This is a genomic window from Adhaeribacter soli (assembly GCF_008727925.1).
Lineage (GTDB): Bacteria > Bacteroidota > Bacteroidia > Cytophagales > Hymenobacteraceae > Adhaeribacter_A > Adhaeribacter_A soli.
On record NZ_VTWT01000002.1, the window covers coordinates 286,123 to 307,143 of the forward strand.

The 21,021-nt window shown below is 47.3% G+C and carries 14 protein-coding genes; 6 read left to right on the forward strand and 8 right to left on the reverse strand.

The features are described 5' to 3' along the window. Positions 1 to 58 precede the first annotated feature (58 nt). The 4 genes from F0P94_RS04695 to F0P94_RS04710 form a co-directional block, all read right to left on the reverse strand. Entirely contained in the window at positions 59 to 331 is a 273-nt protein-coding gene (locus F0P94_RS04695; RefSeq protein ID WP_150902656.1) for a hypothetical protein, read from the reverse strand. Positions 332 to 1,177: 846 nt separating this feature from the next. Next, positions 1,178 to 2,710, reverse strand: a complete 1,533-nt coding sequence (locus F0P94_RS04700) for a calcineurin-like phosphoesterase C-terminal domain-containing protein (RefSeq protein ID WP_150902657.1) — start codon at positions 2,708 to 2,710, stop codon at positions 1,178 to 1,180. A 308-nt stretch (positions 2,711 to 3,018) separates the two neighbouring features. Next, positions 3,019 to 4,458, reverse strand: a complete 1,440-nt coding sequence (locus F0P94_RS04705; protein ID WP_150902658.1) for a SusD/RagB family nutrient-binding outer membrane lipoprotein — start codon at positions 4,456 to 4,458, stop codon at positions 3,019 to 3,021. A 101-nt stretch (positions 4,459 to 4,559) separates the two neighbouring features. Next, on the reverse strand, positions 4,560 to 7,748 hold the full coding sequence (locus tag F0P94_RS04710) for a SusC/RagA family TonB-linked outer membrane protein (protein WP_150902659.1): 3,189 nt from the start codon (positions 7,746 to 7,748) through the stop codon (positions 4,560 to 4,562). Positions 7,749 to 7,984: 236 nt separating this feature from the next. On the opposite strand from F0P94_RS04710, the gene F0P94_RS04715 reads away from it, so the two are divergent. From F0P94_RS04715 to F0P94_RS04730, 4 genes are all read left to right on the forward strand, one after another. Then, positions 7,985 to 8,659, forward strand: coding sequence for a hypothetical protein (locus F0P94_RS04715; protein ID WP_150902660.1), 675 nt, complete (start codon positions 7,985 to 7,987; stop codon positions 8,657 to 8,659). Then, a complete protein-coding gene (locus tag F0P94_RS04720) occupies positions 8,647 to 10,212 on the forward strand; it encodes a hypothetical protein (RefSeq protein WP_150902661.1) in 1,566 nt (521 codons plus the stop codon). Before F0P94_RS04715 ends, F0P94_RS04720 begins: the two co-directional genes overlap by 13 nt. Positions 10,213 to 10,638: 426 nt before the next feature. Further along, positions 10,639 to 12,462, forward strand: coding sequence for an ABC transporter ATP-binding protein (locus F0P94_RS04725; protein ID WP_150902662.1), 1,824 nt, complete (start codon positions 10,639 to 10,641; stop codon positions 12,460 to 12,462). 161 nt (positions 12,463 to 12,623) lie between these two features. Then, positions 12,624 to 13,508, forward strand: a complete 885-nt coding sequence (locus F0P94_RS04730) for a DUF2911 domain-containing protein (protein ID WP_150902663.1) — start codon at positions 12,624 to 12,626, stop codon at positions 13,506 to 13,508. Positions 13,509 to 13,708: 200 nt separating this feature from the next. On the opposite strand, the gene F0P94_RS04735 is transcribed toward F0P94_RS04730, so the two are convergent. The 4 genes from F0P94_RS04735 to F0P94_RS04750 form a co-directional block, all read right to left on the reverse strand. Continuing rightward, complete coding sequence (locus tag F0P94_RS04735) at positions 13,709 to 14,689, reverse strand: XdhC family protein (RefSeq protein WP_150902664.1); 981 nt, start codon at positions 14,687 to 14,689, stop codon at positions 13,709 to 13,711. Positions 14,690 to 14,904: 215 nt separating this feature from the next. After that, positions 14,905 to 15,393, reverse strand: a complete 489-nt coding sequence (locus F0P94_RS04740) for a hypothetical protein (protein WP_150902665.1) — start codon at positions 15,391 to 15,393, stop codon at positions 14,905 to 14,907. A gap of 320 nt (positions 15,394 to 15,713) precedes the next feature. Next, positions 15,714 to 18,014, reverse strand: a complete 2,301-nt coding sequence (locus F0P94_RS04745; RefSeq protein ID WP_150902666.1) for a xanthine dehydrogenase molybdopterin binding subunit — start codon at positions 18,012 to 18,014, stop codon at positions 15,714 to 15,716. Then, the gene (locus F0P94_RS04750; protein WP_150902667.1) at positions 18,011 to 19,417 is read right to left on the reverse strand and encodes an FAD binding domain-containing protein; all 1,407 of its coding nucleotides are present in this window, start codon (positions 19,415 to 19,417) and stop codon (positions 18,011 to 18,013) included. The genes F0P94_RS04745 and F0P94_RS04750 overlap by 4 nt, the downstream gene beginning before the upstream one ends. A gap of 282 nt (positions 19,418 to 19,699) precedes the next feature. On the opposite strand from F0P94_RS04750, the gene F0P94_RS04755 reads away from it, so the two are divergent. Continuing rightward, positions 19,700 to 20,134: a hypothetical protein gene (locus F0P94_RS04755; protein ID WP_150902668.1), complete on the forward strand. Its 435-nt coding sequence runs from the start codon at positions 19,700 to 19,702 to the stop codon at positions 20,132 to 20,134. 67 nt (positions 20,135 to 20,201) lie between these two features. Next, positions 20,202 to 21,008, forward strand: coding sequence for an MOSC domain-containing protein (locus F0P94_RS04760; RefSeq protein ID WP_150902669.1), 807 nt, complete (start codon positions 20,202 to 20,204; stop codon positions 21,006 to 21,008). Positions 21,009 to 21,021 lie beyond the last annotated feature (13 nt).

Sequence of the window (21,021 nt, forward strand, 5' to 3'; positions counted from 1 at the left end):
GGTTTCCCAAGGCTGTTATTAAGGGTTCATCTCCTTTTAATCGGCCAGCCCGAAACGTTTACCGGTAAGCCGGAGATTGCTGCCGGTTCGCGGTCTGCTCCTGTAAATGGCGCATGGCCTGGTGGTGGGAGATCAATTCGAAAACATCCAGCAGCGTTTTCGCATTACCGGAATTATAGCCTTTCAGGTAGAAGCCGTTGCTGGTTTTATAAACGATAAAATTATGGTTGCCGTAAGGCGCCGTTGCATTGCTGGCAATGGGTGCGGCCTTGCGCAGATCGAAGGGTTTGCCGCACGTGGTCCGGATGATGGTTGAGCTTAGTTCTTTCATATCGTAAAAGTAGTTTTGAAGTATTACCTGCACGTAAATTCATTATTATCCTTTAACTAAAGGGCTGGTTTTTAAGGCTGAAAGGGTAGCGTTTTATCCAGGCGCTTAAACATTTAGGCTTTAAAAAACCATAACCCTCAAACACCCCAGTTAAAGTCCCCCCTGCTTTCCGTAAGTTTTATGATTCCTTAATTCCTGAATAATATCCTGGTTACATGTAAACCTAACTTTGCAGTCAGGAAAATAACCGAAAGCTTTTTGCCAGGAGTTTTTTCAAAATTTGTGAATGTAAAGGTGAAATAAGAGCTCCACTTCTGGCGGAGCTTTTTTTGTGCCTTTCCTGGAACGATGCTTTGTTGAAGGTCAAAACCCACATTCTTCAATGGCCTTTCCGGCACTTTTTTTACAGTTCTGAGGAAAGGAAATTTTACTATTAAAAGGCATGAAAATAATTGACCCTATACCATCAAAAGACAAGCCCCCCTTTGGAGGTAAGGCCGTTTCATTCTAAACTAAAACAGCTTTTTCGGATATTTTTATCCGAAAACTTCCTATTGGGGATCTATTGATCCCCGGATTGTGGCCTGTAAATAGTCCACGCGGGTTAATAAACCCGCAGCAGGATACTTCCGGATCAATAGATCCGAAAGCGCAAACGGGGAGAATCCGCTGGAATGAAAAATCCCCCTTTGGAGGAGTAGGGGGAGAATTTTCACACTATCCGATTTTTCATTAATTAATCGAAAATGCATGGTCCTCCCCCTACCCCCTCCAAAGGGGGACAAAAAGATTCTGTGTAGCGCTATGCTTTATAGCTTCTTTCTTTCAGGAACTAAGGCTACGGGGTTAGTTTACTGCGCTTTTAACAGGCTGCTGCTGCGCCAGTTCTTCCTGAAAAATATTCCCGAAACGGTCGGTTACTTTTACAGTAATTTTATGGGTATTGGGGCTTGGTTTAGCAAAAAACAAGTGTTCGGTTAGTTGCGGTTCTACCCATTTATGCTTGGCCGGTTTGGCTGTGCCTTCGTGAAGTTCTACCGATAGCGGATCGTAGCCGGTTTCGCGTTGCATTTCTCCCATTTTTCTGTCGTCTTCGAGCCATTCCACTTTCCATTGCGGGTCCCAATTCCAGACGTTGGCGGCAAAATGTTCGGGTTTTTCTTTCACTTTTCCTACCGGATAAAGTCGTAATTGGTGTTCTTTCGGGAGGCTGGTGCTTTTGTAATACCACTTAATATCGCTGCCGTTCACTTCGTATACCCCGTAACCGCCCGGCGTACCGTCGAAGCAGATCGGGCCGGTCCACCAGGCGCCGCAAACTGTGCCGTGCACGTGCTCGATAATGTTGTCGCCTTCCAATATCTTCTCGTTGAAATGCGTGTGGCCGGAGTTGATATGCGCTTTGAAGGGCTTCAGCAAACGGTACAGTTCTTTGCGGTTTGCCACTACGCCGCCCAAGGGTTCATCTTTTTCCTTGTTGCGGATATGCTGCCGGGTAAACACCGGAATGTGCAGGTTCACCACTACGGTGCTTCCCGGTTTTATGTGAGCCAGATCCTGTTCGAGCCAGGCCAGTTGCTTTTCGGTTATATAGCCAATGTATTTTTTAGCCGTGCCGATAAAGAAAACGTCATCTAATACCACGTAATGAATTTCGCCGCGGTTAAAAGAATAATACGTCGGGCCGAAAAGCTTCTTGAAGGTTTCGGCGGAGTGCTCGTCGGTGCGGGCAGTGAGGTCCATGTCGTGGTTGCCGATCACTTGGAAAAATTGGACGGCGGTATGGTTGAGAGCTTGCTGGTAATCGTCGAATAATTCGAATTTATCCCACACCAGGTCGCCGCAGCCAAAGCCATGAAAAAGCGTGCCGGCAGCATAACTGCTTACCAGTTTTTTCAGGTCGGGCGCCGATTCGGTTTTCAGTTGTTCGGCATCGCTTTTGGAAATGATCTGTGGATCGGCCCAGACTACGTAATTATGGTTGGTATCGTCCTGAGTAAGTTTTTTCAGTTCGAAATCGGCTTTGAATTTACCGCGCTCCGCCGTTATTCTTTTATAGAAACGGGTTATGCTTTTTTCGCTCGGAAACTCGTAGCCCCGCGGAATGGAAATGTACACAAATTCAACGGTGGCATTGCTGTCGAATTCGTAGCGGCCTTTGGCATCGGTGAGCACTACGTTGTAGCCATCGGTAACGGCCACGTTGGCAATGCCCGAACCGTTGGTATGCACCTTACCCGACAAACGAACTACGGAAAGATCTTTGCCTTTTGCCGGCATTTTATACTTGGGAGCGGCTTGGATCAGGCCCGGCATCAGCGATAGCCCGACACCGGCCAGCCCGAGTTTCTTCAGAAAATCCCTTCTTTGTACTGCCATTTATTTTGATTTGAAATGATTATTGATTGCTTGTTTTATTTGGGTTTTGGAGCTTAAAAGCATAGCGTTCATCCACCCTTGTAACTCAACCACCCCCTAACCCCTCCTTGAAAAAAGGAGGGGAGCTTTTTCGCTGCTAGATCCTAATAGCAACGCTTTGTAGCAAACTGTAAAATGCTATGTTTTTAGGCCCAAAAGCTCATTTAGAAGCAGAGTACAGCTCCCCTCCTTTTTTCAAGGAGGGGCCGGGGGTGGTTGACTTTTTCAGCTTGACTTTTTCAGCGCAAAACGTTAGCGTTTACTTAATCCTACTTTTCCCACCATACCCTGGTATTAATATCGTCCCCTCCCATGGCGGCAGCAGCTTTCTGGTAGTTGGTGGCGTTGTTGGTCATCTGGGTGGTTGGGTAGCGGAGGCGCGATGGCATTGTTTTGTTGTTTACCATGCCGTTGCCTTTCGGAAGTACCGGCAAGCCCGTGCGACGGTGCTCGAACCATTGCTGGTTGTCGTTGAAGAACAAGGCGTAATATTTCTGCAGCATGATGCGCTCCAGGGTACCGTCGAAAGCTGCTTTCGGGTTGGCAAAATAAGTAGCCGGCAGGGCTGCGCCCCATTGCTCGATGGCTGCTTTTACGCCGTTCTCATAATGTGCCTGGGCGGAGCCGGCGGCAATGCCTTTCAGGGCGAGTTCCGCTTTAATAAATTCCACTTCGGCATAGGTCATGATTACCGAAACCATGGGCGCGGTGGCAAACGAAATGTTTAAGTTGGAAGGCGTAAAATTGAACTGCGCATTGTTGCCCGAATAACCGCCCGGAATACCTTTATAGCCTAAAACCGTACCATCTTTGGCTTTGGCCTGGGTAAAGAATTTCGGCAAACGCGGATCAGAAACTTCGTTCAGGTTATCGATAAAGAATTCGCCGGCGGCACGGCCGTTCGTAAAATCGATGGCCCGGCCCCAGGGCGAAACCAGCGGCGTAACGCCGGTAATTTTCAGGATGGCCGCATCGTCGTTTTTAGTGAACACCGGGAATTTTACCGGGTCGATGATGATCTCTGCCATCTTCGCATTGGCATTCATTTCGGTGCGTTTGGCTATGCGAAGGAGCAAGCGTAGCCGCAGGGAATTGGTGAATTTCTTCCACTTGGCAATATCGTTTCCATACAAAATATCGGTACCGTACACCATGGGTTTGGCGGCATCGAATAAGCTGTTGGCAGTTTCCAGATCGGCCAGAATGCGGGTGTAAATTTCCTGTTGGGTATTGTAAGCCGGGTAATAAATTCCTTCGCCGGCGCGGGAAGCTTCGTCCATGGGCACGTCGCCAAACGTATCGGTGAGCAGGGAATACACCCAGGCATTCAGGGTTAAGGCTACAGCTTTGTAGTTCGGGTCGTTTACTTTTTCGGCGGCTTCGCGCATTTCTTTCAGGTTGGCCAGCCAGCGGTAATAGGTATTCCAGGTAGAACTGCCGGCATTTTCCGAAATGTTGTAATGGTGCACGCCCAGGGCCTCTCCTACCCCGAACGGCAAGGTTACCTGCATCAGGTCGAAAGTAAAGCCGTTGCTGCGGCCGGTATTAAAGCTGGCCACTTCGTAAATAACCGGGTTCAGCAAGGTGCCGGGGTTAATGGTTTCGATGCGGTTCGGGTCGATGTTGTGCTTTTCAAAATCGTTCGTGCAGGCGGTACTTAACGTGCTCATGGCGGCGATCAGCACTAAAAATTTCTTTATTGGTTTCATGTTTTTTTATCGGTTTAAGAAGTTTCCGGAAACGGTGCAGGCTTCCGGGTTTTTCTCAGTAATTAGCTAGCGTTTCAGGAATTGTTTAGGAATTTCCGGGCTTAGAATTTCAAGGTCACGTTCATGCCGTAGGTGCGGGAAGAAGGCAACTGGCCCATTTCGATGCCCGGCAGAATGGTAGAGCCATTCAGAGCCGCCGTTTCCGGATCGAACATCGGGAAGTTGGTGATCATGGCCAGGTCGCGGCCGTAGAGGGCAATGCTGGCGCCGTTTACCACTTTGGTGCGGGCCAGGAATTGCTTCGGCAAATTGTACTCCAGGCGCACTTCGCGGAGCTTCAGGAAAGAGGCATCGAAAGAGTTGGATTCCACGTTGGCGCGGCGGTAATAATCCGCATAATAGGTGGGCAGCTTTACTTCCTTGGTGTTCGGGGAATACGTTCCGTCGCCGTTCTCCACCACGCCTTCGCCTACAATAAAACCTTCCTCGCGGCCTTTAAGCGTGTGTTCCAGCTTGCCCTGCTCGCTCATTTTGTGGTGCGTCTGCGAGTAAATAATACCGCCGTACTGCCCGTCTAACAGCACGCTGAATTTGAAATTTTTATAAGATACTTCGTTCAGGAAACCGCCTTTCCAGTCGGCGTAAGCATTGCCGATGTACTGGATCTCTGCCGGACGGGCCGGTAAACCTTCTTTGGTGTAAATGATCTGTCCGTCCGGAGCGCGCTTGAAACCGAAGCCGTAGATATCACCGGTAGAGCCGCCTACTTTGGCAATTAAGGTTGCGTTGCCGCCCACGCCAATTACCTGCTGATCCGATAAACCTTCGGCCAGTTCCAGCACTTCGTTTTCGTTCTTCGCCCAGTTAGCAGTGGTTTTCCAGGTAATGATTCCGTTATCGACCGGCTTGAAATTCAGGGCCAGTTCAATTCCCTGGTTACGCACTTCGCCGGCATTCAGCACGGCCTGGTTCACGCCGGTAGACCAATCCAAAGGCACATCCAGGATCTGGTTGCGGGTAAAGTTGCGGTACACGGCTACGTCCATACCGATGCGGCCATTAAAAAGCAGGTATTCCAGACCGGCTTCGTAACTCGTAGTAATTTCGGGTTTAAAACCGGCGTTAAAGAGGGTGCCCGGCGCGGCAGCGGAACTCGGAAATTCGCTGCGGTCGTAGTATTTGCTGGTCTTGTACGGGTCGGTATCGTTACCAACCTGCGCGGCAGATAACCGTAGTTTGGCGTAGGAAATTACCCGGGGCAAAGGCATCAGTTCGTTCAGAATAAAGCTGGAGCTGATGGATGGGTAAAAGAAGGAATTGTTCTGAACCGGCAAGGTGCTCGACCAGTCGTTACGGCCGGTGAGGTCTACAAAGATCTTGTCGTCGTAAGAGAAGGAAGCAAAACCGTACAAGCTGTTCACGTATTTGTTGCTGTAATAAGTAGACATCATCGGGTTGTTAATGCCGTTGGAAAGTTTGTACACGCCCGGAATGCCCAGACCATCTACATAACCTGCCACATCGCTGTATTTCCGGGCCATTTTGTTTGCCCCCACCGAAGCGCGCACCGAGATCCGTTCGTTTATATTTTCCCGGTAAGAAAGCAAGGCATCGGTGTTTATCTCGAAATCGAAGATCTTCTGTTCCCGGTAATAGCCCCGTAAAAAGTTAGCGGTGCTGTACGGGCGGCGCTGCCGGCGGTCTTCATCGGTCATGTCGATGCCGGAACGCACCATCAGATCGAGTTTCGGCAGAATCTGGTAAGTGGCGGCCAGGTTGCCCACGGTGCTGTAATTGTTCAGACCGTTGGTCATTTCGTAGGCGATCAGATACGGGTTATCGATGAAAGAACTGAAGGGGTGGATCTGGTCGATCTGTTCTTTGCCGTTTTTCCAGCGGGGTTCGTACCAGGCCAGGTCCACGTTCGGGTTCTGGAAGATCATGAAGTAAGCAATGGACTGGTTGTTGTAGCCGGTGGCCGGCAGGTTATCGCTTTGCTTGTGGGTAAAATTTATTTTGGAGCTTAGCTTCAGCTTATCCGAAACCTTGTAATTCACGCTAAGCGCTGCCGTCATCCGTTCGAAGCCGGTGTTCGGCATGATCCATTCGTTTTTGGAATGCGTAACCGACGCCCGAACCGAACCGAAATCGTTCCCGCCTTCCAGGGCAAGGCTGTTGGTAACGGTAGACCCGGTGCGCCAGAAACCTTTGATGTTGTCTTTATAAGGCCGCCAGAGCTGGCGTTCGGCCGAGCGGCCTTCCAGTTCCGGATCGTACTGGTAATAATACTGGCCGTTGAACTTCGGGCCGAAAGCGCTGCTGGTTCCGCTGGTGGCAGCGCCGTCGTCGGTTAAGCCATAGGAGTAATATTGTTCGCCGTCTTTATTCACGGAGGCGGTTCCCTGGCCATATTCGTACTGGTAAGCCGGCCATTTCAACACATCCTGAAAACTGACGTTGGTATTTACCGTTACGCCGATCCCGTTTTTCCTGCGGGCTCCGCTTTTGGTAGTAATGATCATGGCGCCGTTGGCCGCGCGGCTGCCGTAAAGTGCGGCAGCGGCCGGGCCTTTCAGTACGGTGATGCTTTCGATATCGTCGGGGTTAATGTCTGCGATGCCGTTGCCGAAATCTACCGGAACATCGTTGCCGGAACCCGCGCCGTAGGCATTGCTAACGCCGGAGCTGCTCAGGGCGCTGCTCATCGGAACGCCGTCCAGCACGATCAGGGCACTGTTTTTATTCGGGTCGAGGGAGTTATCGCCGCGCAGGGTTACGCGGGTGGAATTTACCGGTCCGGAACCCGGCGAGGTCAGGTTCAAGCCGGCCACTTTCCCCGATAAGGCGCTTACAAAGTTGTTGGAACGGGCGTTGGTAAGCTGCTCGCTGTTGACTTCGGTAACGGCGTAACCAAGGGCTTTCTTTTCGCGCTCAATGCCGAGGGCCGTTACCACCACTTCGTTCAGTTGTTTGGTATCGGGCTGCAGCTGCACGTTTACCTGCTCGCGGTTGCCGGCGGTAATTTCCTGCGGACGGTAGCCCATAAAGCTAATCGTCAGCAATTCGTTCGGGTTGGCAACGGAGAGGCTGTAATTGCCATTGGCATCGGTAATGGTGCCGTTCGTGGTACCTTTTACGGACACGCTGGCGCCGGGCAGCCCCTCCCCGGTTTCGTCGGTAATTCTGCCTTTAATGGTTAAAGATTGGGCGATTGCACTGCAACACAGCAGCAGCATGCAGAGCGTGAGAACAAGGTGCCTCCGGATGCCGCGTACATAAGTAAAACACATAGCTTTGGGTTAGTTTTATTTTCCTGCAAAGCTATTCCGGGGGCTTTAAGCCAATATTAAGCGAAGGGCATCAGTTTGTTAAGGGTTTCGGGTGGGTGGAGGGAATTGGTAATGGTTTGGTAAAGTTGGGGTGAGGGTGGTGGATAAGATTGGGGCAGTAAAAGAATTAGATTCAAAACAGAATAGGCTTTTCTGTTATGAGGATTTACTTTAATTTGAGACCAAATTCTAAGAAAATGGAAACTGCCATCTTACCCAAAACACCACAGGAAAAACTTAATACGCTTCTACTGTATTTCTATAACCGCCAAACCTATGCTGGAGAGTTCTTTGACCAGCGTGATTTAACTGGCAATGATGGAAATTGGAAGGAATTAGAATATTTAAGTAATCGGGAAGCTCTATTTTACTTAAATACATTAATTACTAAAGGATTGATACAAAGAATTCCAGAATGGGAATTTAAAATTACTTTCGATGGACTAAACTATGCACTCCAGCTCACAGAAGAAGGACTAAATTCAACAAACTGCTTTGTAGCTATGTCTTTTGATGAGGACGATAAACCAATTTTTGAAGATGGGATTGTGCCGGCATTAACTGCAACTGGCTTTAGGCCTTTCATTGTGAATAAAGAACATCTGGAGCCTGAGCAAACCATTAATGATGGAATAATTGCCGGCATAAAGAAAAGCAAGTTTATTATTGCCGATTTTACCAAGCAGAAAGATGGAGTTTACTTTGAAGCCGGTTATGCACTAGGCAGGGGCCTAAAAGTAATTTATACCTGCCGGCGTGATTGGTTTTCACAATGCCACTTCGATATAAATCACTTCCCCCACTTGATCTATGAAACACCTGCGCAACTTCGCTATGGATTAATTAATAAAATTGAAGCTTGGATAAAATAATGCAACAGGAAAGAACAGAACAAGAAATCTCTAATGCTGAGAAAGAAATAATACAAGAGCTAATTGATGGACCAGCAAAAGATTTTGCAACACATCTAGTTCAGGAAGGTAATGACCGTATAATTTTCTCGGCTAGATATGGTACCGGTAAAACTACCTTTTTAAATAGCTTTTTTAAAGATCAAGATCGACACTGCTCTACTTTTAAAAGATACAATGTCATTCATCTATCACCAGTTAATTACTCTGTTGCAACTAACGAAGACATCTTCAAATACATCAAATTTGATATTTTATGCAAGCTAGTTCTTAATTATAAAGAGATCATAATTGATAATGAGAAGGTTGTAGGGAGTATTATTCCGCTTCTGAAAGGTTTTAGTGTAGAGAATCTTACGCAACTGCTTTCTCCACTTTTTATTCTGGCATCTAAGGTATCTAAGTTCGAAGCCGAAGGCCCTGGTGCAAAATTAACAATTGGTTTAATGGAGTTAGCCAAGAAGCTTTATGAGCATGTAAAAGCGGAAAGAAAGGGGAAGAAAACAAACCAGACCCAAATTCAGACCTTCATCAATACCTTAACTGAGCAAGAAGGAAGTATTTACGAGGAAAACTTTTATACTAACCTTATTCGTCAGTTTTTAGTTGAACTTAAGGCTGAAAAAAGAGACGAAAAAATTAAAGAGAACATTTTGATTATAGATGACTTAGATCGAATAGATCCGCATCATATTTTCAGGATATTTAATGTTTTTGCAGCACATTTAGAAAACTATACTTGGGAGAAATATCCAAATAAATTCGGCTTTGATAAGATAATTTTTGTTTGTGACATTAACAACATCAAAAGTATTTATGACCATATTTATGGGAGTGGTGTAGATTTCAGAGGTTATATTAATAAATTCTACGCTAGGAATATTTTTAATTTTAACATTGAAAAATATTTGCTAAAAATACTTAATGAAATAATTTATTCAATATCAATCGAAAGTGATACAAGAGGATCAACAGAATTTTTTAATTATCATTCAGATTTAAGGACGGAATTAACAGAATTATTGCTTCCTTTTTTACAGACCCATTTAATTACATTAAGGGACTTACTAAAATTTAAAAAGATAAATCTTTCAAGCAGAGAAGTTACATTCGAAAAAAATAATTCTCCTTCTCCTATTCAAGCTAGAAGTGAAGAAATTATAGGAATATCAATAATCGAGTATTTAGCTACAATCTTTGGAAGCCTTAAGAATTTCGAAGATGCTATTGAAAACTTACATTCTATTCCTAACCAATCTTTATACAGCTACAAAGGTAATATTGACGGTTTTATACTAATAATTGTGAGCTACAGTAGCCATAAGTTTAAAATCTATTCTGAAGTTGATCAGCCAACAAAGAAAGGTTTGTATATGTTTAAGCTCCTCCAGAATGAGAAGTTCCGATATTTCTATCCGGACAACACCAATAATCGTAGCATTGGCATAGATCACAAAAGATTCTCATTATTATTAGAAGGAATAGATTTATTAAAAGCAAAAAGAATAATTTAATCTTTTATACCTGCCCTAAATATTCATAGATTCAAGAACCTGTTACCACTGCCGCATTCTATCTACAAGAACTGCAAATACAGCTTAAGGCATTTTTCTTTGGGAAAGTACAATCATTAAATATTTTACCGCCCTTAAGCTAAAGCTGATTGCATTGATTTATGCTCAGTATAAGAATCGGGCGGTCAGTGCAAAGCACCCTTCGCAGATTTCATCGGCAAGAATCGTATTCATGAAATATCGATGGCCCTACTAACCATTCAGCCTTTTCCCCATTCCCCCGGCCAAACGCTACCCTACCTCCCCGAAAAACCGAAACCCTGCAATACTGCTTTAAAATCCGTATCTTTGCACGATTTTTCCCTGAAAAGAACCAAGGCAGGAAACGCTATGTTTTAGGGAAAAACACTAATTCAAGAGCAGAGAATGGCAAAACGCGGATTCGGTCCTTCCCGCAACGGAAGCGCCGACGATAAAGAAAATAAAAAACCTCTTACCAAAGAGAACCTCAAAAAAGGGATGCGCATTTTTAATTATGTGCTGCCTTACAAAGCCAAATTTATTATCGGGCTTTTCTTCTTACTACTTTCCAGCTCCACCTTCATGGTTTTCCCGCTCGTAACCGGCAAGCTCGTCGATTCGGCTATGGGCAAAACCGACTGGATCGTGAACGACATTAACCTGATCGCGCTTGGCCTGTTCGGGGTGATCCTGCTGCAGGGCATCTTTTCCTTCTTCCGGATCTACTTCTTTGCCCAGGTTTCAGAAAATGCTGTGGCCGATATCCGCCGGGGCCTGTACCAGAAATTCATGACCCTGCCGGTTCATTTTTACGAAAAACGGCGCGTAGGCGAAATTACCAGCCGCATCACTTCCGACGTAGGTCAATTACAGGACACGCTTTCCATTACCCTGGCAGAGCTTTTCCGGCAGGTTATTACTTTGGTGGGCGGCGTGGTTTTCATTATGGTGATGTCGGTGAAGCTGTCGTTGTTTATGCTGGCTACCTTCCCCTTCATTATTGTGCTGGCCATGGTTTTCGGAAAACGGATTAAGAAACTGAGCCGGAGCACCCAGGACGAACTGGCCAAAACGAACGTAATTGTGGAAGAAACGCTGCAGGCCATTAATGCGGTTAAAGCTTTTACGAACGAATTCTTCGAAATAAAACGCTACAACGCGGCCCTGAACAAAACGGTACGCACGGCTTTGCAGGCTTCCTATTACCGGGGTGCCTTCGTTTCCTTCATCATCATCGGGATCTTCGGCGGCATTATTGCCATTATCTGGTACGGCGCTACGCTCGTGCAGAACGGCGATCTGACCATTGGCGAGCTGCTTTCTTTTGTAATGTACACGACCTTTATCGGGGCTTCGGTGGGTGGTTTAGGCGATCTGTACAGCAAACTGCAGGTGTCGCTGGGCGCTTCGGAACGCGTTCTGGAAATTCTGGATGAACAACACGAAGAAGTGCAGGAAAGTGAACCGTTCAGCAACGAAGCTTCGCGGGTAAACGGCAATATTCTGTACCGGAACGTAGCTTTCTCCTACCCTACCCGTACCGATGTGCAGGTTTTAAAGGATATGACCTTCGAGATCCGGAGCGGCGAAAAAATTGCTTTGGTAGGCCCGAGCGGCGCCGGCAAATCGACCATTGTGCAGCTGCTCATGAAATTCTACGATTTGCAGGGCGGCAGCATCAGCATCGACGGCCGGAACATCGACGATTTTAATTTAACCCACTTGCGCCATAATATCGGCATCGTTCCCCAAGAAACCATCCTGTTTGGCGGCACTATTAAGGAAAACATTGCCTATGGCCGTCCGGACGCAACCACCGAAGAAATTATGGAGGCGGCAAGAAAAGCGAATGCGTACCAGTTTATCCAGAACTTCCCGGAGCAGTTCGAAACAGTGGTGGGTGAACGCGGCATCAAACTTTCCGGCGGACAGCGTCAGCGCATTGCCATTGCCCGCGCCATCCTGAAAAACCCGGCCATTTTAATTCTCGATGAAGCCACCAGCTCCCTCGATTCCGAATCTGAACGCCTGGTACAGGCCGCCATGGATGAACTGATGAAAGGCCGTACCAGCATCATTATTGCGCACCGTTTAAGCACCATCCGGAAGGCCGATAAAATTCTGGTGATCGACAACGGGCAGATCGTGGAAGAAGGCTCACACGAAGTACTTTCCGAAGATAACGGCATCTATTCCAACCTGTTAAAACTGCAATTACACCAGCATTAAACGGTAGGTTTCCGGCTGAAAAAAGTACAAGGCTGCTCCGAAACGGGCAGCCTTTTTACTTTTAATTTCAGGTTTGGCAAGCTTTTGGTAAAAGAGTGAAAACCTTTAAAGTAATTTTTCAGTTTGGGGAAATTAGGATCTGCTAAACTAAACCTACACTTATGTACAAGCGTCTATCACCCTCCGTTTTTGCCTTTTTATTCAGTTTAAGCTTCCTGCTTTCCCATTTTTCGTTTGCCCAGGTTACGCTGCCGCCCGTTAGCCCGCGCGCCAAACTCACTCAGAAAGTAGGCCTTACAGAAGTAACCATCGACTATTCCCGGCCAAGCCTCCAGGGCCGTAAAATTTTCGGCGACCTGGTGCCTTATGGCAGCCTGTGGCGCACCGGGGCGAATGAATCTACCAAGATCACCTTTGTCGATAACGTAACCCTGGAAGGCAACCGCGTGCCGGCCGGCACTTACGCGCTTTACACCATTCCGGGCGAAAACCAGTGGACCATTATCCTGCACAAAGATATTACGCTGTGGGGAATCGATAAATACGACCAATCCAAAGACCTGCTCCGTTTTAACGTTCCGGCCCAGAAAAACCCGAATAACGTAGAAGCCTTCACCATCGACCTGACGAACTACACCCAGAACTCAGCCGATCTGGAACTGCTTTGGGCGAAAACAGCCGTAAAATTCCGCCTCGAAACCGAAGTAGATGAACGCGTGATGGCCGAAATTGAGCAACGCATGAAAGATCAGAAGGAACCGGATTACAGCTTATACTACTTGGCCGCCGGCTACCTTTACAACAACGACAAAGACCTAAACCAGGCCCTGCAATGGATCAACAAGTCCATCTCCATAGATCCCAAATACTGGACCGTCCACTTAAAGGCAAAGATCCTAGCCAAGCAAAAGAAATACGACCAGGCCATTGCCGCCGCCAACGAATCGATCTTCCATGCCAAAAAAGCCCGCAACGAAGACTACGTAAAACTAAACCAGCGCTACATTGCCCAATGGAAAAAGATCACCAAAGACAAGGCGGTTTAATTTTGGAATTGTTAATTGTTGATTGTTGATTGTCGGAATGCTAAATATAAGTCTGTCCTGTTGAGCGACAGCGAAACATCTTGTTGGCGATTTGTAGTGCAGTCTCTACTGGAAGCCGACAAGTTCCTTCGCTGGCGCTCAGGATGACAGGCTACTTAACTATTTAGCTATTCAGCCATTTAGCAATCAACAATTAGCAATCAAAAATTTTTCACCTGAACAAGCTGGGCGGCTACGCTGATGGCAATTTCTTCCGGCGTTTTGCTTTTTATCTGAATTCCGATTGGGGCATGCACTTTCTTCAAATCTGTTTCTGAAAAACCTTCTTCTTTCAGTTCTGCAAAAAGCTGGTCAATTTTCGACTGACTGCCCATGAGCCCCAGGTATTTGAATTCTTTGCCCAACACCTGTTTCAGCGCTTCTTTATCTGGGCGGTACCCGAAGGTCATGATTACCACGTAGGTTTGTTCGCCTTCCGGTATGTAATCCGATATTTCCGAATAAGGCGCTACCGTTTTTGAATGCACATAATCGTTGGCTTCGAAAGTATTTAAACCAGGCCGGTCATCGAACAAATGCAGCTCAAAGTTCAGCAAAGCCAACACTTTCGATAAAGCCAATGCCACGTGTCCGCCGCCGATAATGTAAACCGTTTCCCGGGCCGGAATCCGCTCCGAAAACTGCCAAATGGTATTGTTTTCGGCGGAAAAAGTAAAACGGGAAGTCTGATCAGTTTCCGGTTGAAAGCTTAAACCTTTTTCATTCAGGTTTAACCTGCCAACTTCTCTCTGGCCTTCGGTCTCGTTTGTCGAAAAAACCTGAAGCATGCATGCAATAGCCGCCAAATCCTGTTGCTGGAGATAATAAATTGCCACCGTTTGCTCTCCCGAACAGATCATGCCGGACTGGTTTTGCGGCGCTTCCTTGGAGTGGATCTGCTTTTTAAAGATTGGCGTAAATGGTTTGTTTTCGGTTAGTAGTTTCCGGGCCAGTTCCACCAGTTTATGCTCCATGATTCCCCCGCCAATGGAGCCGCACATTTCACCGGAACCAGCCAAAGCCATTTTAAAACCCTGCCTTCCCGGACTGCTTCCTTCGCTATGAAGTACAGCCAGCAAAGCCACCGGCTTCCCTTTTTCCAGTTGCTCCCGAATAAACTCCCAAATGGCAAAATCCTTCAAGGTAGTGATTAATGATTAGTGATTAGTAGTCATCTCATAAAGGGCCGTCATGTTGAGCGCTAGCGAAACAACTTGTCGGCTATTGGTAAAAACATTAAATCTGGCTTTGGTGCTGAGAGCCAACGAGGTCCTTCGCTAACGCTCAGGATGACAGGCTTTCTAACAATTTAACAATTAAGCCATTTAACAATTTAACCATTAAACAATTTAGCAATTTATTTAAACCAGGTTGCTGCCAGCGCATAATAAACCGCCATTAGGGCCGAAAAAATGGCGCTTCCCATAAACCGGTAATGCAAGGGTAGTTTGTTCTGAATAAAATAATTCGCCGATGCGGAAACCGGAATATTATACATGAACGAAAGGCTCGCCACCCGCAAAAGATCCCAGGAAATCTCGTTCCAATGGCCGGAAAAAAGCTTAATAAACAGCAAATGCCGCGCTACCCACAACGGACTGAAATACAGCATCGACATGCCCGTTCGCTTCAGGGAATTCAGAAACGAATTTGGCCCGGTTATTTTGTGGGCAATGTACTGGAAATAATTCGGCACCTCAAAGGCATAAACCGTAGCCCCGATCAGCATCATGCCCAGCATCCGGGTCAGGGAAAAACTACCCTGAAGCAGGGCGGCAACAGTATCGCCAATAGTATAAATAAGCAGGCCTCTTACAATATTGGCGCGGGTATAAATAAAGGACAAGGGTACTCCGAAATTAAAAATGAAATACAAAATGCTGCTTCCCGGTAAAACTAAGAAGGAGCAAAAAAAGCAGTAGCAGATAAATAGGTAGGGTAATGTTCCCTTCAAATATGCTGTACCGGAATGCTGTACCGGATTTTTTAATCCGGTACTTATGAGCTGCGGATTTGCAATCCGCTTACCTGCAAGAAAACGTTTCTGCTACATAAGCGGATTATAAATCCGCAGCTCACAGCTTTCGGATTACAAATCCGAAAGAGCAAATTAGTCTGTTAATGTAAAGTTCACCCTCCAAAGAAGGATAAAAAATTTCACTTTCGTTACAAGGCATTTTCCTTTACCGAAGCCGTTTGTGCAGCAGCTTCAAACTCCGGATATAAATTCAGCAATACCTTTTCCGGCGTCATGGGCGCTACAAAAGCTGGTTCGGCTTCCGGACGGAAAGCTTTAATGGCGTTCCGCAAGGCAAAGAAAGCGCCGATGCCGTACATCAGCGGCGGTTCGCCTACGGCTTTAGAACCGAAAATAGCCCGCGGACTGCCCGGAGTATCCATAAAATGCACCTCAACTTCCTTTGGTACCGAATAAATATCAGGCACTTTGTACGTGGATAAGGCATTCGAAAGCAAACGGCCTTCCTGATTAAAGATCAGTTCTTCCAGTGTCATCCAGCCGATTCCCTGCACCAGTCCGCCTTCTATCTGCCCCAAGTCTACGTTCGTGTTCATGCTCGAGCCAAAATCGTGGGCGATTTTCACCGAATCGAAATCATACGTGCCGCGCAAACAATCTACCGTTACCGTGAAAATAGCGGTGCCATACACGTGATAGGCAAAAGGATAACCTTTTTCTTTTTCCGGGTTGAAGTGAATGTCCGGGGTGGCGTAATGCGCATTTTCCGACAAACTCAACCGGCTCCAGTAAGCCGAGAAAACCAGTTTTTCCCAAGGCAGATCTACCGTTTTTCCGTTCACCAGTACCTGTTCCTCCTGAATTTCTATTGCCGCATTTCCTTCCAGGTTCAGTTGAATAGCAATGTGCGCTTTTAGCCTTTCAAGCAGGTTTTCGCAAGCCATTTGCACCGCTTTTCCGTTCAGGTCGGCGGTGGCGGAAGCGGCGGAAGGCGACGTGTTGGCTACGCGGGTGGTATTGGTGGTTTCGATGCGGATGCGGTTCGGATTGATGCCTAATACCTGGGCCGCCACCTGCAGCATTTTGGTGTTCACGGCCTGTCCCATTTCCACGGCGCCGGTGCTTACGCCCACGCTGCCGTCGGTGTAAATATGCACGAGGGCGCGCGCCTGGTTCATGGCCGTTTTGGTAAAGGAAATACCGAAACAGATCGGCATCAGCGCCATCCCCTTTTTCAGCAACGTATTCTCCCGGTTAAAGGCATTTACTTCTTCCCGAAGCTGCTCCAGGTTGTAGCGCGATTCAGCAGTTTGCCAGCAGTTTTCTGCTTCGCAACCTTCGGTGTGCTGCCCGTACGGAAACTCATCTCCTTCTTTCAATAAGTTCGCTTTCTGAATGACCGAAGCCGCTACGCCCAGTTTTTCTGCCGCAAAGGCAATGGCCGATTCGATTACGAACATGCCTTGTGGACCGCCAAAGCCTCTAAAAGCGGTGTTCGGCGGCAGGTTGGTTTTGCAGCTGTAAGCCGTAGCCCGCACGTTCGGAATAAAATAGGAATTGGTGGCGTGGAAAAGCGTCCGCTCCATTACTGCCGGCGAAAGATCGGCGGCGGCGCCGGCGTTTTGATAAAATGTAACTTCGTAAGCCTTGATTTTAAAGTCTTTGTCCAGGCCAATCTTAAAATCGGAGGAATACGGATGGCGCTTGCCGGTCATGCGCATGTCTTCCATGCGGTGCAGCACCAGTTTTACCGGTCGTTTGGTCAGAAAAGCACCCAGACAAGCCATTACGGCCCAAGGTGTAGCCTGATCTTCTTTTCCTCCGAAACCACCACCTAAACGCGTTACATCTACTTCAATGCGAGACATGCCAATGCCTAAAACATGCGCTGTGTGGCGTTGTACTGCCGTTGGCCCCTGGGTAGAGGAAGCTACGTAAATACTACCGGTTTCTTTTGGCCAAGCATAAGCGCCTTGCGTCTCGATGTACAAGTGTTCCTGGCCGCCGTTTTCAGCAACGCCTTCAAAAATGTATTCGCACTCGGCAAAACCGGTTTCCGGATCGCCTAAATGGAAAGTGCGCGGCTGCATGATGAGGCTGCCAACCTTCTGGGCTTCCCGCGGATCGATGATGACCGGCAGCTTTTCAACTTCCAGCACAATTTTATGAGCGGCTTCCTGGGCCTGGGCTTCCGTTTCCGCTAAAACAATAGCAACCGGTTGCCCCCAGAAATGCACTTCGCCTTCGGCCAGAAGCGGTTCGTCGGCAATAATGCCCCCGATCTGGTTTTCGCCGGGAATATCGGCCGCGGTAAGAATGCGGTACACGCCGGGCATATTTTCCGCGGCGCTGGTATCGAGGCTCAGGATTTTTCCGTGTGCTACCTGGGAGCCGAAAACCCAGGCGTGCAGCGTGCCCTGACGTTCGGCTATATCGTCAAGGTACACCGATTCGCCGCGAACGTGGTTGAAAGCATCTATATTTCTCATAGCAGTACTTCAGGTTTAAGGGTTTCCGGGTAAAACGCTAGAAAATGGGCGAATAAAAGCTGACGGAGCAAAAGTCGTTTGTATTGCGCCGTGCCCCGGGCATCACTGATCGGGGAAATTTCCGTTTGGGCTACTTCGGCGGCGGCCTGCAACACTTCCTCCGTAACTTCTTTTCCTTTCAGGAATTCGGAAGTTCTTGCCAGGAACATGGGAACAGGTCCCACGCCACCGGCGGATGTAAAGGCTTCAGTAATGACGTTATTTTCAACTTTCAATTGCATAGCAGCATTTACGCTGGCGATATCCAGGTGCATGCGTTTGGATACTTTCTCGAAATTAAAATAGCTGTCCGGGCCCGGAATTTCGAACATCACTTTCTCGATCAGTTCATCGGGTTGTTTAGCCAGCGTTTTATAACCGAGGTAGAATTCTTTTAATGGTACTTCGCGGCGGGTTTCGCCTTTCCAGAGTAAAAGGGTAGCGTTTAGGGCCAGAAAGTAGATGGTAAGATCCCCGATGGGCGAAGCGTTGGCAAAGTTCCCGGCCAGCGTGCCCATGTTCCGGATCTGGGTGGAAGAAACCAGCTTCAGGTGCTTGTACAAATGCGGAAAATGCCCCTTCATAACCGGCGAATCGCGAAGCTCGGAAACCGTGGAGCCACCGCCGATCACGATTTTATTTCCTTCCTTACTGATGCCTTTTAAATGATCCTGGTTCCAGAGTAAATTCACGTTGGCGCTCCGGATGGTTTCCATTTTCTGCACCAGCAGATCGGTACCGCCGGCTACGGTAAAAGTAGCAGATGCATCTATATGACCGTCTTCCGGCAGGTTTAGTGCCAGCAGTTTTTCTTTAATAGCCGGGAAATAAGCAGGAAGGTAATTATTATCGGCCAGCCACTGAAAATGCTCTTTGGCCGGTCGTTCCGATAAGCCTTCTACCAATTTAGCTGCCGCCCGCTCCAACGATTTGTAGCCGGTACAGCGGCAAATGTTCCCGTCCATAGCCGCAATGGCTTTCTGATATTCGGGTTTTTCGGTTTGCAGGCAATACCCCGTTAAGGATACTACAAAACCTACCGTACAGAAACCGCATTGCGTGCCGTTCTCTTCCACAATGGCCTGCTGCACGGGGCTGAGTTCCGCCACGTTCAGGCCTTCCACAGTTACCACATGTTTTCCGGCCGCATTGCCCAGCGGCACCAGGCAGGAAGTAACCGACTGGTACTTCATTTCGCCGTTTTCGGGCTTGCCGAGCAAAACGGTACAGGCGCCGCAATCGCCTTCGCGGCAGCCAATTTTGGTACCTTTTAAATGCTGATGGTAGCGCACAAAGTCGAGCAGCGGCAGGCCGGGAGGCAGATCGGTGCTGATGGTTTGCTGGTTAAGAATGAACCGGATCATAGGTTACAAAATTTTGGAGCGAAAACCCGTAAAGTTAACTTTTTATAAACAATAACCCTGTTACTAACATCAGAAAATTATTTCTTTATATAACAAGGGCAACTGAAAAATTTTTACATAAAATTTCAAATTAAAAGGCCATATTAGCTAACTTTTTCCCTGAAATCAGTATTAATACTGTAAAAAATATTGAGATAAACTGAAAGCTAATTTTAAATTACTTCATCGGGGATAGTCCGGAATTTATTTAATTTTTACCAGCAGGCGTTCTCACCCGTCTTTATGCAACAGGAATTTAAAACTTCTCAGGGCCGCATCTTTCTGAAGATGGAATATGATCCGGAAAATAACTGGATCTACTGTAACTGGATCGGCTATATTTCCCCTGACTCCATCTCCCTGAGTATAACCGAATTAGGCAACCTGATAAAGGAAAAAAGCTGCCCTTATTTATTAAATGATAACCGGGAATTGCTTGGCCCCTGGGATAAAGCCAACGAAAAGCTTGAAAAAGAGGTATTCCCGAAATTCATTGAATATGGTTTGCGTTACATGGCGCATGTTTTAGCGCCCAATATTGCTGGCGCTTTATCGGCCCAGGACCTTCACCGCCGAGTTAATAATACCTTCCAGATGCACTTATTCGGCGACATTGAAAAAGCCAAAGCCTGGTTGCGCGACTGTCAGCAAAAAAATGAAGCCAATACGAATTCCTAATTTCACCTTTTACCCGAATAATTTGCCGGAGCAGGAAAATTGATCTTTGCCGGCTACTTTTGCTCTTATGAATTACACCCTTTCCGAAATTTACATTTACCCCATAAAATCGTTGGGCGGCATTCGGGTAACAGAATCCACAATAGAAAAACGGGGCCTGCAATACGACCGCCGCTGGATGCTCGTAGACGAAACCGGTTGTTTTATGAGCCAACGGAAATACGCGCAAATGGCTTTGCTGCAGGTTTCGCTTCTGGAAGATGGTATTCAGGTAACGCATAAAACCAAAGCCATTGAACCACTGCTTATTCCCTTTGAAGCCAACGATGAAAAGAGTTTGCTGGTAACGATCTGGGAGGATGTTTGCTTTGCCTTTCAGGTAACGCCGGAGGCCAATGCGTGGTTTTTGGAAGTGCTTGGCATGAATTGCAAGCTGGTGTACATGCCGGACAATGCGATCCGGAATGTAGATCCAGAATACGGCCGCAAAGAGGATATCGTAAGCTTTGCCGATGCCTACCCGTTCTTAATTATCGGTCAGGAAAGCCTGAACGACCTGAACAGCCGCCTCGCAAACCCGGTTCCCATGGACCGTTTCCGCCCGAACTTCGTATTTACCGGCGGCAAAGCTTTCGACGAAGATACCTGGACGGAATTTAAGATAGGGGAAACCACTTTTTACCCGGTAAAACCCTGCGCTCATTGCATACTCACCACCATAAACCAGGAAACCGGGGAAAAATCCGATGAACCGTTAAAGACGTTGGCTACTTACCGCACCCGTAATAATAAAGTAATGTTCGGGATGAATTTAATTCATAACGGGGCAGGGAATGTAATTAAGGTTGGGCAGGAAATTGAGGTGGTTGATTAAATCTGAAAAGGAG